This is a genomic window from Pseudobutyrivibrio sp., assembly GCF_017471675.1.
In the GTDB taxonomy this organism is placed as follows: Bacteria; Bacillota; Clostridia; order Lachnospirales; family Lachnospiraceae; genus Pseudobutyrivibrio.
In genome coordinates, this window is record NZ_JAFUSK010000034.1 from 1 (window position 1) to 13,939 (window position 13,939).

The 13,939-nt window shown below is 41.2% G+C and carries 15 protein-coding genes; 13 read left to right on the forward strand and 2 right to left on the reverse strand.

All coding sequences use genetic code 11. The features are described from left to right. The 4 genes from thiF to thiC form a co-directional block, all read left to right on the forward strand. Positions 1–417 (forward strand): thiamine biosynthesis protein ThiF (thiF, locus tag IJ535_RS06050; RefSeq protein WP_294300130.1); only part of this gene is annotated, 417 nt, incomplete at its 5' end. Positions 418–437: 20 nt separating this feature from the next. Beyond that, complete coding sequence (locus IJ535_RS06055; RefSeq protein ID WP_294291702.1) at positions 438–1,205, forward strand: thiazole synthase; 768 nt, start codon at positions 438–440, stop codon at positions 1,203–1,205. 9 nt (positions 1,206–1,214) lie between these two features. Beyond that, on the forward strand, positions 1,215–2,471 hold the full coding sequence (gene thiH / locus IJ535_RS06060) for a 2-iminoacetate synthase ThiH (protein WP_294300131.1): 1,257 nt from the start codon (positions 1,215–1,217) through the stop codon (positions 2,469–2,471). Positions 2,472–2,500: 29 nt separating this feature from the next. After that, a complete protein-coding gene (gene thiC / locus IJ535_RS06065) occupies positions 2,501–3,808 on the forward strand; it encodes a phosphomethylpyrimidine synthase ThiC (RefSeq protein WP_294300133.1) in 1,308 nt (435 codons plus the stop codon). Positions 3,809–3,867: 59 nt separating this feature from the next. Here thiC and IJ535_RS06070 read toward each other — a convergent pair whose 3' ends face one another. Beyond that, positions 3,868–4,440: a cytidylate kinase-like family protein gene (locus IJ535_RS06070; protein WP_294300136.1), complete on the reverse strand. Its 573-nt coding sequence runs from the start codon at positions 4,438–4,440 to the stop codon at positions 3,868–3,870. A gap of 707 nt (positions 4,441–5,147) precedes the next feature. Between IJ535_RS06070 and IJ535_RS06075 the strand changes: the two genes are divergently transcribed. The 5 genes from IJ535_RS06075 (at position 5,148) to IJ535_RS06095 (ending at position 8,952) form a co-directional block, all read left to right on the forward strand. Beyond that, positions 5,148–5,456: a hypothetical protein gene (locus tag IJ535_RS06075; RefSeq protein ID WP_294300141.1), complete on the forward strand. Its 309-nt coding sequence runs from the start codon at positions 5,148–5,150 to the stop codon at positions 5,454–5,456. Positions 5,457–5,525: 69 nt separating this feature from the next. Further along, positions 5,526–6,605, forward strand: coding sequence for a metal ABC transporter substrate-binding protein (locus tag IJ535_RS06080; protein WP_294300145.1), 1,080 nt, complete (start codon positions 5,526–5,528; stop codon positions 6,603–6,605). 350 nt (positions 6,606–6,955) lie between these two features. Then, positions 6,956–7,597 (forward strand): metal ABC transporter ATP-binding protein, encoded by a 642-nt coding sequence (locus IJ535_RS06085; RefSeq protein ID WP_294300148.1) that lies wholly within the window; start codon positions 6,956–6,958, stop codon positions 7,595–7,597. Beyond that, entirely contained in the window at positions 7,591–8,424 is an 834-nt protein-coding gene (locus IJ535_RS06090) for a metal ABC transporter permease (RefSeq protein ID WP_294300150.1), read from the forward strand. Before IJ535_RS06085 ends, IJ535_RS06090 begins: the two co-directional genes overlap by 7 nt. Positions 8,425–8,427: 3 nt before the next feature. Then, positions 8,428–8,952, forward strand: a complete 525-nt coding sequence (locus IJ535_RS06095; protein WP_294300152.1) for a hypothetical protein — start codon at positions 8,428–8,430, stop codon at positions 8,950–8,952. Positions 8,953–9,074: 122 nt separating this feature from the next. Here the strand turns inward: IJ535_RS06095 and IJ535_RS06100 are convergent, their stop codons facing one another. Beyond that, the gene (locus tag IJ535_RS06100; RefSeq protein ID WP_294300156.1) at positions 9,075–9,503 is read right to left on the reverse strand and encodes a Dps family protein; all 429 of its coding nucleotides are present in this window, start codon (positions 9,501–9,503) and stop codon (positions 9,075–9,077) included. A 181-nt stretch (positions 9,504–9,684) separates the two neighbouring features. Here IJ535_RS06100 and IJ535_RS06105 point away from each other — a divergent pair, with 181 nt between their 5' ends. From IJ535_RS06105 to IJ535_RS06120, 4 genes are read left to right on the forward strand one after another with little or no spacing between them, the layout of a single operon-like run. Beyond that, positions 9,685–10,746 carry an ABC transporter substrate-binding protein gene (locus IJ535_RS06105; RefSeq protein WP_294300159.1) on the forward strand — a complete coding sequence of 354 codons (1,062 nt, stop codon included), beginning with the start codon at positions 9,685–9,687 and terminating at the stop codon, positions 10,744–10,746. Next, positions 10,746–11,690 (forward strand): ABC transporter permease, encoded by a 945-nt coding sequence (locus IJ535_RS06110; RefSeq protein WP_294300162.1) that lies wholly within the window; start codon positions 10,746–10,748, stop codon positions 11,688–11,690. The genes IJ535_RS06105 and IJ535_RS06110 overlap by 1 nt, the downstream gene beginning before the upstream one ends. Then, complete coding sequence (locus IJ535_RS06115) at positions 11,690–12,490, forward strand: ABC transporter ATP-binding protein (RefSeq protein ID WP_294300165.1); 801 nt, start codon at positions 11,690–11,692, stop codon at positions 12,488–12,490. Before IJ535_RS06110 ends, IJ535_RS06115 begins: the two co-directional genes overlap by 1 nt. Before the next feature lie 16 nt (positions 12,491–12,506). Next, entirely contained in the window at positions 12,507–13,829 is a 1,323-nt protein-coding gene (locus IJ535_RS06120; RefSeq protein ID WP_294300168.1) for an aspartate kinase, read from the forward strand. Positions 13,830–13,939 lie beyond the last annotated feature (110 nt).

Below are 13,939 nucleotides of genomic sequence, written 5' to 3' on the forward strand. Positions count from 1 at the left end.
AGCCAGGTGGGGATGTATAAAACTGAAGCACTGAAGGAAAATCTCTTGGAGATTAATCCATATATAACAATAGAAAGCCGTACTGTTAGGATGACTGAAGATAATACTGTAAAGCTTGTAAGTGAAGCTGACATAGTCTGCGAGGCCTTTGATAAGGCAGAGTGCAAGGCTATGGTAGTAAATGTAGTGCTAACCCACTTCAAGGATAAAATCATTGTGTCGGGCTCTGGCATGGCAGGATTTTCTAGCGCCAATGACATAGTGACCAAAAAGCTTTCAAACAGATTTTATATGTGCGGCGACGGAGTAAGTGATGTAAATGATGGCATTGGCCTGATAGCTAGTAGAGTAATGGTGTGTGCAGCTCATGAGGCTCACATAGTGCTTAGGCTTCTTATGGGTGAGCAGACACCTTAGAATGTGAAAGGAATAATGCAATGGAAAATGACAAACTGGTAATCGGTGGGAAAGAATTTGATTCAAGATTTATATTAGGTTCAGGAAAATATTCTATGAAGCTAATAGATGCGGCAGTAAAGGATGCAGGGGCAGAGATTATTACACTTGCTGTGCGCCGTACCAACACAAAGGATGAGGAAAACATACTAGATTATATTCCAAAGAATGTAACCCTTCTTCCAAACACTAGCGGAGCAAGGGATGCCAAGGAGGCAGTTAGAATTGCAAGGCTTGCTAGGGAGCTAGGCTGCGGAGATTTTGTAAAAATCGAAATTATGCGTGATAGCAAATATCTGCTTCCAGATAACTATGAAACTATCAAAGCTACAGAGATTCTGGCCAAGGAAGGCTTTGTGGTTTTGCCATATATGTACCCGGATTTAAATGTGGCAAGAGAGCTTGTGAATGTAGGTGCAGCAGCTGTAATGCCACTTGCATCACCAATCGGCTCTAACAAGGGACTTGCGACAAAGGAATTTATCCAGATTCTTATAGATGAAATCGATCTTCCAATAATCGTAGATGCAGGCATAGGCGCCCCCTCTCAGGCTTGTGAAGCTATGGAAATGGGAGCAGCTGCAATCATGGCAAACACTGCACTTGCAACAGCTGGGGATTTAACACTGATGGCATCAGCATTTAAGGACGCAATTAATGCTGGTAGAAAGGCTTATCTGGCAGGCCTAGGAAGAGTGTTAACCCGTGGTGCAGCAGCATCAGATCCACTTACAGGATTCTTACATTAGGAGGCTGTCATGGAAAATAATTTTTTAATCGATTCAGATGAATTGCCAGAATCAGCACTTGCTAAAAAGCATAGATTGGAGACTGACCCTAGCTCAAGGACAGACCACATGAAATACCTTCCAGGGATGGATGTGATAGAGTCTGATGTGTGTCAAAAGGTCATGTCAGAAATGAAATCATACGATTACACTAAGTACACAGCTTCAGATGTAAGACGTGCTCTTGCAAAGGACAAATGTGATATCGAGGATTTTAAGGCATTGCTATCGCCTGCAGCAGAGCCATATTTAGAACAAATGGCAGCCAAGGCCAAGCTTGAAACCAGCAGGCACTTCGGAAATACGGTATATCTTTTTACACCACTTTATATAGCAAATTACTGTGAGAATTATTGCGTGTACTGCGGCTTTAACTGCTACAACAAGATTAACCGCCTCAAGCTTACAATGGAGCAGATTGAGCATGAAATGAAGGTTATTGCAGACAGCGGCATGGAGGAAATTCTTATCCTTACAGGAGAAAGTCCTACTAAGTCAGATGTAAAATACATCGGCGAAGCCTGCAAGATTGCCCGTAAATATTTCAGAATGGTTGGAATAGAAATCTATCCTGTGAATGTGGATGACTACAAATATCTGCATGAATGTGGCGTGGATTATGTAACAGTATTTCAGGAGACCTACGACACTGACAAGTACGAAACACTTCATTTGATGGGTAACAAGAGAGTTTGGCCATACAGATTTGATGCCCAAGAGCGCGCATTAATGGGTGGAATGAGAGGTGTAGCATTCTCCGCACTCTTAGGGCTTTCAGATTTTAGAAAGGATGCATTAGCATCAGCACTTCATGTGTACTATCTCCAAAGAAAATACCCTTATGCGGAGATGTCACTTTCATGTCCAAGGCTAAGACCAATCATCAACAACGATACTATCAATCCACTGGATGTAGGAGAAAAGCAGCTTTGCCAAATCCTATGTGCATACAGAATCTTCCTGCCATTTGTAGGAATAACTGTGTCATCCAGGGAGACAGCAGAATTTAGAAATGGCATAGTAAAAATCGCTGCAACAAAGGTTTCGGCAGGAGTTTCCACAGGAATAGGCGACCATGAGGAAAAATATACAGGCATTGAGTCAGAGGATGATTGCGGTGACGAGCAGTTTGAAATTTCAGATGGACGAAGCCTGAAAAAAATGTACAGCGACATATCTGAGGAAGGCTTACAGCCAGTATTTAACGATTATATTTTTGTGTCATAGATAATGTATTAGTAGAGGAGAATAATTTAATGAGAGAATATAAAACACAGATGGATGCAGCAAGAAAAGGCATAATCACACCTGAAATGATGCAGGTTGCTCTTAAGGAGTATCGCACATCTGAGGAAATCAGAGAGCTTGTGGCAAAAGGACAGGTGGCAATTCCTGCAAATGTTAATCACAAGTGCATTAGCCCAGAGGGTGTTGGCAGTATGCTTCGTACCAAGATAAATGTAAATCTTGGTGTAAGCCGTGATTGCAAGGATTACAACATCGAAATGGAAAAGGTAATGGCAGCTGTTGATATGGGGGCAGAGGCAATCATGGATTTATCAAGCCATGGCAACACTCAGCCATTTAGACAAAAGCTTGTAGCAGAATGTCCTGCAATGCTTGGAACAGTGCCAATCTACGATAGCGTAATCCATTATCAGAGAGATTTGGCTACACTTACAGCCAAGGATTTCATCGATGTGGTACGCCTTCACGCTGAGGATGGTGTAGATTTTGTTACACTGCACTGTGGAATCACACGTAAGACAATTGACCAGATTAAAAAGCACAAAAGAAAGATGAACATTGTATCCCGTGGTGGTTCGCTGGTGTTTGCATGGATGTGCATGACAGGTGAGGAAAATCCTTTCTATGAATATTATGATGAGATTCTTGATATTTGTCGTGAATATGATGTGACAATTTCTCTTGGTGACGCATGCCGCCCTGGCTGTCTTGCAGATGCATCTGATGTATGCCAGATAGAGGAATTGGTTCGCTTAGGTGAGCTGACAAAGCGTGCATGGGACAAGGATGTGCAGGTTATGGTTGAAGGCCCTGGTCACATGCCAATGGATGAAATCGCAGCCAACATGAAGATTCAGCAGAAGATTTGTATGGGCGCACCATTCTATGTACTTGGCCCAATCGTTACAGACATTGCACCTGGCTACGACCACATCACATCAGCAATCGGTGGTGCCATTGCAGCTCAAAATGGTGCAGCTTTCCTTTGCTATGTAACACCAGCAGAGCACTTAGCCCTTCCTAATGTAGAAGATGTAAAGCAGGGAATCATTGCATCTAAAATCGCAGCCCATGCAGCAGATATTGCAAAGCATATTCCTCACGCAATGGATCAGGACAATGCCATGGCAGAAGCCAGACAGTGCTTCGACTGGGATAAGCAGTGGGATTGTTCACTTGACCCTGAAACAGCCAAGTCTATTAGAGCAGACCGCTCACCAGAATTTGATGACACCTGCTCTATGTGCGGCAAGTTCTGTGCTGTCCGCAGTATGAACAAGGCGCTTGCTGGAGAATATATTGATATATTAGGATAAAAAAATCCCTGTAGTTAACAAGCAGTATTGCTTGCTTGGCTACAGGGATTAATTGATTGTTATTGTTTTGCTAAGGCCTCAAGGAGTGCTACGCAGGCATCTTCCCCCAGGTGCCCCGAATTAATTATCAAGTCAAAGTATTCAGGGGAACCCCACTTTTCATTAGAATGGGTGGTGAAGAATTTCTCACGTTTCTTGTCGAATCTCTTCATTACATCTTCAGCCTTGTCTTTATCATTTTTCTCTACGTTAATAGAGCGGTTTAGGCGGAAGTCATCATCTGCAGTGATGAATACCTTCAGGCATTTTTTGTCCTTTAGGATTTCGCTGGCACAACGGCCTACGAAAATGCAACCATGTTCGTTTGCAGCTTCCCGGATAATTTCAACTTCTGTATTGTAAATCTGCTCTTCCATAGATAGATGGTCACTACCAGGAGCTTTAAATATCGGCTTGATAGGAGTCTGCTCGTCCATGCCCGATACCTGGTCGTAAGACAATCCCATGCGCTTGCAGGTCTCAACTACAACACCACGGTCGTACAGGCGATAACCTAATTTCTTGGCTAATGCTTCAGCAATCTTGTGACCGCCACTACCATATTTACGTTCAATAGTAATATATTCGTACATAAAAGAGCCTCCTCTCAATATGGTTTCATTATAAAAATTATATTACACCACAATATAAGAATATTATAGTAGATTTCAGAATATTCATGCAGCAATTCACTGTTTTTTCATTTTTTGTTCATAAGTGTAGATAAAATAATAATGGAAGCTAGAGGTTTTTGTTTTTCATCAGAAAAACAAGAACCGGACATAGACCAATATTTTCTGAAAGAAAATATTGCTTGGCGAAGCCAAGTTCTTGTGGGCTTTTTCCTTAAGTAGCCCACAAGAAGTCATAATTATTTGCTACAAAATCTCGTAAGTGGTTTAGCTAGTGTGAAGATGATTAAAAATATACCCAGTTTAATCCGCAGATGAGCCTTTTCAGAAAAAATAGTATATGTAATGTGAAGATTGGCAAATATATACTAATAATTCTTAAGATAGGAGATTAAAAGTTGGAAAAAAGTTTTTAATGAAAGAACTTCACACAGTATATACTAATTTATGAGTTCGACATAAATTTTAGATATTATCGAGTATAAAAGTTCAGAACTTCACACTAGTTATACTAAGTAGGTTATATCTAGCATAATAGAGTCTGAGGATTGAAGATTAGTTATGTCAGATTGAGGAGAAAGATTGAGTAAATGCCATCTATGGGTTTGACAAATCGAACTAAAGCCATTATCATGACAGGGTATTAAAGATTCATATAAGGAGAGAGTATGTCAAAGATCAGGAATTACAATAGAATCCTTGCAATGGTAGCATTAGTTGCTACTGTTTTTGTTATGCTTTTTTCTACAATCTTTATTGCAGAGCATGTGTCGCACCATTGTGACGATGAGGCACATTGTCCAATATGTCTTGTATTGGAGCAGTGTCAAAGCAATATCAAAAATATTGGTGCAGGTCTTATTTTTGCAACTGTAGTTTATGTAATTGTATTTGCAATGAAAGATATTGCATACTTTGCTTCAAGCCAGTCTGTTCAGACTAGCTTAGTTTCCCAGAAGGTAAGAATTGATTCTTGATTAACGTCCCATGTTAGATATGGCTTTATTTTGATATAATTTTTTAGGACGCGAAAGGATTAATTAGACATGAAAATTAAAAACTTAATAGGATTAATGGCTGCTACTGTAATTACAATGGGAGCAATTGTTGGATGTGGTACTAAAGAAGAAAGCCCTGCAGGTGGTGTTGTAGATTCTACAGAAGCTACACAGGAAGTAGCTGCAGATAGCATTTCTGTTGTGACCACTATCTTTCCTGAGTATGACTGGGTAAAGCAGATAGTAGGAGACAATTCTAATGTAGAACTTACATTGCTTCTTGATAATGGAGTAGACCTTCATAATTATCAGCCTACAGCTGAGGATATTAAAAAGATTGCTACCTGCGATTTGTTTATATATGTAGGTGGAGAATCTGATGAGTGGGCAGAGGATGCAATAAAAACAGCTGTGAACCAAAATCAGCAGGTTATCAATCTTATGGATGTACTAAAGGATAGCATTAAGGAAGAGGAAGTTGTAGAGGGCATGCAGGAAGAAGAGCATGACCACGATCATGAAGGCGAAGCAGAAGATGAACATGAGCATGAGGAGGAAGCTGAGGAAGAGCATGAGCATGAAGAAGAGGTAGAGTATGATGAGCATGTATGGCTATCTCTTAAGAATGCCGCTACCTGCGTAAAGGCAATCGCTGATTCCCTTGAGACAATAGATGGCGCAAATGCTGATATGTATAAAGCTAACGCTGAATCTTATATAAATGACATAAACGCTTTAGATGCAAAATATGCAGATGCCGTAAATGCTGCAACAGGAAAGACTCTTCTCTTTGGAGACCGCTTCCCATTCAGATACATGGTAGACGATTATGGACTTGATTATTATGCTGCTTTTGTAGGCTGCTCCGCAGAAACCGAAGCCAGCTTCGAAACAATCAAATTCTTATCTGAAAAGGTAGATGAGCTTGGTCTTAAGACAGTACTTACCATCGAAAACTCAGATAACAAGATTGCAGACACCATTATCGCAAATACGAATTCCAAGGATGCTAACATCCTTGCCATGGATTCCATGCAGTCTACCACCTCATCCGACGCCGCTTCCGGCACCACTTATCTAGGCGTCATGGAGCAGAACCTATCCGTGCTCACAGAAGCGCTAAACTAGTAATAGTAAATTATTTAATTATGACTTCTTGCTGACCAAACAAGGACATTGTCAGCAAGAATCCTGCTTTGCAGGACATCAAAATCGATAAATCTATTTTGATGGTATTTACGATTCCCGAAAAACTGATGTTTTTCAGGAATCTATATATAATAGATTGATATGAGCCTGATACTGAGACTATACATAGTCTTGGCAAGCGCGAGGAGGAGGGTCCCATGTCTTGCAACAGAGGGGACCTACGCCGGCGGGGAGTTTCTGTTGCAAGACAATGGGAGGTGGCCTCCGGGAGCATGAAAACCTTGGAACAGTCTCAGTAATCAGGCGGACTAAAGCATTTAGGAGATATTATGGCAGTTTTATCAGCAAAGGAGCTTGCAGTTGGTTACGAAAACCAGGCAGTTCTTGAAAACATCAATTTTGAGATTAACGCAGGAGACTATTTCTGCATCGTCGGGGAGAATGGTTCAGGAAAGACCACACTTATGAAGACTATTTTAGGATTGCAGCAGGCAGTGTCAGGTAGTATTGAATTTGGTGATGGCCTTATGAAAAATGAGATAGGTTACTTGCCTCAGCAGTCAGTGGCCCAGAAGGACTTCCCAGCATCAGTGTTTGAGATTGTCCTGTCTGGATGTCAGAATAGCTTGGGCAAAAAGTTTTTCTATTCAAAGGAGCAGAAAAAGCTGGCTCTTTCAAACATTAAAAAGATGGGAATAGAAAAACTTAAGAATAGATGTTATAGAGAGCTTTCCGGTGGTCAGCAGCAGCGTGTGCTGCTAGCCAGGGCGTTGTGTGCCACCAAAAAGGCAATCCTTTTGGATGAGCCTGTGGCAGGCCTTGACCCAACAGTAACAGAGGAGATGTATGAGCTTATTAAGCAGCTAAATGATGATGGCATGACAATCATTATGATTAGTCATGATATTGCTAACGTAAGTAAATACGCTACTAGAATTTATGATGTAAATGAAGGGAGAGTAACATGCTAGATACATTAATAGAATATATGAGCTTTCCTTTTGTAAGATATGCTCTGATCGTTGGAGTGCTTATAGCTCTTTGCTCATCACTGCTTGGAGTTACACTTGTTTTAAAAAGATATTCCTTTATAGGAGATGGATTATCTCATGTGGCCTTTGGAGCACTTGCAATTGCCACTATACTTAATTTTACAAATAGAATGATTATAGTGCTTCCTATTACTATCGTATTTGCGATACTTCTTCTTAGGAAGGGGCAGAACACAAAGATAAAGGGTGATGCAGCAATAGCAATGCTGTCTGTTGGTGCCCTTGCTTTTGGTTATATGATGATGAATCTGTTCCCAAGTTCAGCAAATGTATCGGGAGATGTGTGTACTACGCTTTTTGGTTCCATGTCCATACTGATGCTTACTAAGACTGATGTGTGGGTTTGTGGAATACTTGCAATAGTTGTAACCATATTGTTTATATTCCTTTATAATCGCATTTTTGCAGTAACATTTGATGAGGATTTTGCAAATGCTGTTGGCACAAAGGTGAACCTTTACAATCTTTTGATAGCTACAGTTATTGCCGTAATAATTGTTCTTGCCATGAATCTGGTAGGTTCACTGCTGATATCGGCACTTGTTATATTCCCAGCTCTATCTGCAATGAGCATACTTAAGAATTTTAAAAGCGTAACTATTTTTTCAGCAGTGTCATCTATGATTTGTGCTCTAATAGGAATAATCATTTCTATTTTGGCAGGCACACCTGTAGGCTCAACAATAGTTGCAGCAGATGTGGTATTGTTTGCGATTTGTTATTTAATTGGAAGAATTAGGGGGTAGTAGATGAAAAGAAAACTGTTAATTATTATGTGTTCATTTAGCCTTGTAGTATTAATGGGGTGTGGCAACAAGGCCGATTCTACAGATGTTTCTAATGACACCGCAGCTACTAGTCAGCCGGTGCAGGAGACTGAAAACTTAGAAGCAGAAGCTGAGATAGAAGAGGAAACTATTGCATCTGACCCATCAGTGGATTTAGATTTAACAACCCTTTCATCTACAATGGTATATTCAGAAGTGTTTAACATGATGATGGAGCCAATGGCTTACGAAGGTCAGACAATTAAGATGGATGGCAACTGCGCCATCTACACAGATGAGGAGACAGGCAATACCTATTATACCTGCGTGGTGCAGGATGCTACTCAGTGCTGCTCTCAGGGATTAGAGTTCTTACTGGATTCAGAACAATACGCCCTTGAAGATTATCCAGCCGAGGGCGACCCAATCGTAATCAAGGGTACCTTTTCCACCTACGAGGAGGATGGCGGCACCTATATTACAATCAAGGATTCAGTGATGGAATAAAAGCTACTAGTAGGTGACAAGCTCAAATATTTCTTAAGCGAAGCTTTCTATGCTGAGTGAAGAAATATTTTGCTTGTTACCGTAACTAGTAGCTTTTGTTGTAGATAGCTGATGAGGGGCGCTTACATCTGACTCTGTGAAAGCATCCAAATCTTCTTGTGGTAGCAGCTAATAAGCTCATCAGTTAATACTGAAATCAGATAAACTTCATTTTCTTCAGCCTCTTTCTTAAGCTCCTCAGTAGCTTCTAACAAATGCTGATAATCTGCTAAGATATCTTTTATTATATCCTTTGAATTAACAAATCCAGCCTTTGCTTCTTTGATGGATGCCATCTTTGTGAAATCCTTCATGGTAGCCACTGGCGAATATCCAATCATTAGGGCTGATTCTGCCAGCTCATCCAGCTGTTCCTTAACTTCCTCATAGCATTTTTGTAATGTAGTATGGATAACGAAGAAATCGTTTCCCTTAACATACCAGTGATAGCACTGTAATTTGTGATAAAAGACAACAAGGTCCGATAACATTGCATTGATTTTCTTTTCCATAAGATGCTCCTTTCTTAACATAATAACTAAGGTTTAGGATATGTTAATTGCTGATTGTATAATTAAGTAGTGATAGAAGAAAAAACAATGTAAATAAATAATTAGATAATTTTACACTTTAACTTGTTAAAGTGTTGTGATACAATATTCTCTATTAACAGATTGTGTTAGGAGGGATATTATGAAGAAAAGATTGCTTTCTTTAATGATGATTTTAACTTTTTCAGCCGCAATGGTTGGATGTGGTAATAAAGCAGCTTCCACAGATGCTACAGATGATGCTGCAAATACAGAAGCAACAACAGATGGCAAGGTATATAAGGTAGGTATCGTTCAGTATGTGGATGATGCTTCACTTAATCAGATTGTTGCTAACCTTGAGAGCCAGCTGGATGAGCTTGGTAAGGAAAATGGCTGCACATTTGAGTATGAGGACTACTATTATAATGGTCAGGCAGATGCTACTACAATCAATCAGATTGTTACAGAGCTTATTAATGATGAGGTAGATGTGCTGGTGCCTATCGCCACACCTACAGCAATGATTTGTCAGTCAGCTACTGAGGACAATCAGATTCCTGTTGTTTTTGCAGCAGTTTCTGACCCAGAGAGTGCAGGACTTGTTGCGTCTAATGATGCTCCAGGAGCAAATGTTACTGGTACATCTGACGCCCTTAACACTCAGGCAGTTTTTGATTTAATCTTTGAGCAGGATAGAGATATCTCAAAGGTTGGATTGTTATACGATAAGAGTCAGGATGCTTCAACAGGCCCTATCAAGGAGGCCAAGGCTATTCTTGATGCAGCAGGTGTTGAGTACGTTGAAAAGACTGGAACATCTAACGATGAAGTTATGCTTGCAGCAGATGCACTTGTAGCAGCAGGTGTTGATGCAGTGTTCACTCCTACAGATAACACAATCATGAAGTGCGAGCTTGCCATCTATGAGAAGTTCATTGATGCAGGCATCCCACACTATTGTGGCGCAGATTCATTTGCACTTAACGGTGCTTACTTAGGATACGGTGTAAACTACGCTACACTTGGAAAAGAGACAGCTAACATGGTGGCTCAGGTGCTTGTAGATGGCAAGAACCCAGCAGAGCTTCCAGTAAAGCTTCTTGATAATGGTACAGCCACAGTTAACACTGAGACAGCAGCAGCTCTTAAGCTGGATTACGACAAGCTTCGCGATATGTGCGACGGCTTTGTTGAAGTACAGACAGCGGAGGAGTTTGAGTAATGTCTAGTATTTTTACAGCTTCGATTTTTATGAGTGCTTTGGAACTAGGGTGTATCTACGCCCTGGTTGCTTTGGCACTTTTTATTTCTTTTACAATTCTTAATATCGCAGATCTTACTACAGATGGATGCTTCACCTTAGGATGCGCAGTGGGAGCCATGGTATCTCTTGCAGGTCACCCATTCTTAGCTCTTATCGCAGCTATGGTTTCTGGCGTGTGCGCTGGCTTTGTTACAGCATTTCTTCAGACCAGACTTGGTGTAGAATCCATTCTTGCAGGTATTATCGTAAACACAGGCTTATACACAATCAATATTGCAGTAATGGGATTTTCTTCCATTGCCAATCTTTTCGGATGTGACACTGTATTCTCGCTGGGCAAGGATACAATAGGTGCCAGCTTCATAGGAGATTGGTACAAGGTTGTCATTGTCATTGCCATCCTTTTAGTTATCGCACTGCTTCTGTGGTGGTTCCTTGGGACAACTCTTGGAATGTCCATCAGAGCTACAGGCGATAATGCAGACATGGTAAAGTCATCTTCAATCAATCCAACACTTACAATCACGGTTGGACTTTGCATTGCCAATTCTCTGACGGGACTTTCAGGTGCGCTTATAGCTCAGTACCAGAAGTCTGCAGATATTAATATAGGAACAGGAATGGTGACAATCGCCCTTGCATCACTTATCATAGGTCAGACACTAATCGGCAATAAGGGCAGCACCTTAAGAAGAATCTTAGGCACAATCCTAGGTTCTGTGCTTTATCGTTTTATAGTGGCAATTGCTCTAAGACTTTCAGTTCCAGCTGAGGCATTGAAGCTGGTTTCTGCTATAATAGTAGCTGTTGCAATTGCTACACCTTATGTAAAAAGAAAGCTTTCTCTTAAAAAGAGGGAGTTTGCAAACTATAGAGGCAGTGCCAGAAAGGAAGGTGTGTAATGCTTAAGCTTGATAACATATCTAAGACCTTCAACCCTGGCACAGTCAATGAAAAGGTGGCTCTCAAGAACCTTAGCCTTGATTTGCAGGATGGGGATTTTGCCACAATCGTCGGTTCAAACGGCGCTGGCAAATCTACTATGTTTAATGCCATTGCAGGCACTTTTATTGTAGACGAGGGAAACATATACTTAGATGGCGAAGATATCACATTTAAAAAGGAATATGTGCGAAGCCAGGATATAGGACATCTATTCCAGGACCCACTGAAGGGAACTGCCCCTCACATGACTATTGAGGAGAATATGGCCCTAGCTTATCTTAGAGCATCCCATTCTACAGGAAAGCTTTTCTCTAGAATCAGTGCCAAGGATAAAGCCAAATTTAAGGAGCAGCTATCCTTGCTTGGCATGGGATTAGAGGATAGAATGAAGCAGCCGGTAGGCCTGCTTTCAGGTGGACAGCGTCAGGCATTGACACTTCTTATGGCCACATTTGTCACACCAAAGCTTCTTCTTTTGGATGAGCACACAGCAGCCCTTGACCCTGCCACAGCAGAAAAGGTGCTAGAGCTTACCAAGTCAATTGTTAAGGAGCGAGGCATCACATGCCTTATGGTAACCCACAATATGCATCAGGCACTAGAGGTGGGAAACAGAACTCTTATGATGAATGCAGGAAACATCGTGTTTGATACATCAGGGGAGGAAAGAGCGCACCTTACAGTGGCAGATTTATTAGACAGATTTAAGATTAAAGCTGGCGAAGATTTAGATAATGATAGAGTACTTTTAAGTTAATCAGGAGGATTTTGTAATGAAAAAGGTTGTAAAATTTGGCGGAAGTTCACTTGCAGATGCTAAGCAGTTCAAGAAGGTGGGCGACATTATCAGAGCAGATGAAAACAGAGTTTTCGTAGTTCCATCAGCTCCTGGTAAGAGAAACAGCAAGGACACAAAGGTTACAGACATGCTCATCGGCACATACGAGGACGCATCTAAGGGCAAGGATGTTACTTCTAATCTTGCAGCCATTAAGGCTAGATATGATGAAATCATTGATGGACTTGAGCTAAAAGGATTTAGCCTTGAGGAAGATTTTAAGCAGATTGCTGCTGACATTAAGGAAGACCTATCATTAGATTATCTTGCCAGCCGTGGTGAATATCTTAACGGTAAGATTATGGCTGAATACCTGGGCTACGATTTTATTGATGCTAAGGATGTAATCTTCTTCAACGAGGAAGGCCATCTTAATTCGTACAAGACAGAAAAGGCTATGGCTAAGGCTCTTGAGGAGCATCCACATGCAGTAATCCCAGGCTTCTATGGCTGTGGCAAGGATGGAAGAGTTAAGACCTTCTCACGTGGTGGATCAGATGTAACAGGCTCTATCGTAGCAGGCGCTGCAAAGGTAGATGTATACGAAAACTGGACTGATGTTTCAGGCTTTTTAATCTGCGATCCAAGAATCGTCAAGAATCCTGTTGGAATGCAGACTATCACATACCGCGAGCTTAGAGAGCTTTCTTACATGGGTGCATCAGTGCTTCATGAGGACGCAATCTTCCCAGTACGCTCAGCAGGTATTCCAATCAATATCAAGAACACTAACAAGCCAGATGATGATGGCACATGGATTGTAGAAAGTACAGGCCAGCGCAACGAATACGTTATCACAGGTATCGCTGGAAAGAAGGGCTTCTGCACAGTGCTTATTACTAAATCTCTTATGAACTCTGAGGTAGGCTTCTGCCGTAAGGCACTTTCTGCTTTTGAGGATAACGGAATCAACATCGAGCACATGCCATCAGGTATCGACACCATGACAGTAGTTGTTCATGAGGATGAATTTATCAACAAGGAGCAGGCTGTTGTTTCTGCCATCCACAGAAACTGTTCACCAGATTCAATCGAAATCGAATCTGACCTTGCTCTTATCGCAGTAGTTGGACGTGGTATGAAGAGCACACGTGGTACTGCAGGTCGTATCTTCGCAGCCCTCAGCCATGCTCATGTAAATGTCCGCATGATCGACCAGGGTTCTTCAGAGCTTAACATCATCATCGGCGTTGAAAACCAGGATTTCGAGGTTGCAGTAAAGGCTATCTACGACATCTTTGTTACAACAAAGCTTTAATTGAGCCAGGCTGTAGCTTGCAGACACATCTAATGGTACAAGAATAGCAGGGACGGCATTTATTTGATTAATTGCATTCATATTACATTCGCTAAGAAAAATTAAAAAAG